This window comes from Rhizobium sp. RAF56 (genome assembly GCF_052113965.1).
In the GTDB taxonomy this organism is placed as follows: Bacteria; Pseudomonadota; Alphaproteobacteria; order Rhizobiales; family Rhizobiaceae; genus Rhizobium.
In genome coordinates this window covers 1-482 of record NZ_JBFRDU010000140.1, presented here as the reverse complement: position 1 = coordinate 482, position 482 = coordinate 1, and the positions used below count along the sequence as shown (strand labels likewise).

The 482-nt window shown below is 62.4% G+C and carries 1 protein-coding gene; it reads right to left on the bottom strand.

Annotated elements, in window-relative coordinates; all coding sequences use genetic code 11:
* Window positions 1–482: IS66 family transposase (gene tnpC / locus AB4048_RS28965; RefSeq protein ID WP_442205369.1), on the bottom strand; the 482-nt coding region annotated here is incomplete at both ends.

Here is a 482-nt window from a genome sequence, read left to right as displayed (position 1 = left end):
TCGTCAGCGAAGAGCTTGGACGACGACTTCAAATGATCAAGTAGCCGCTGATGGACCGGGCGTAAATGCCAGGCGGCGCGGCCGACCCAGTCGGCGAGCGTCGAGCGATCGAGATCGATACCTTGGCGCTTGTAGATTTGCGCCTGGCGATACAGCGGCAGGTGGTCGGCATATTTGGAGACCAGCACCTGGGCGACGGTTGCCTCGGTCGGAATGCCGCCTTCGATAAGCCTTGCCGGAGCCGGAGCCTGGACAACTACYTCCTCGCAGGCCCGGCAGGCATACTTTGGGCGGCGCACCACCAGAACGCGGAATTGGGCGGGCACAATGTCCAGCTTCTCGCTGACATCCTCGCCGATCCGATGCAGGTCGTTGCGGCAGCAAGGACAGGCATGGTCATCGATATCGACCACGATCTCGATGCGCGGCAGATGGGCTGGCAGCGCACCTCTGTTTGTGCGCCGCTTGGCAACTTGCGCCTG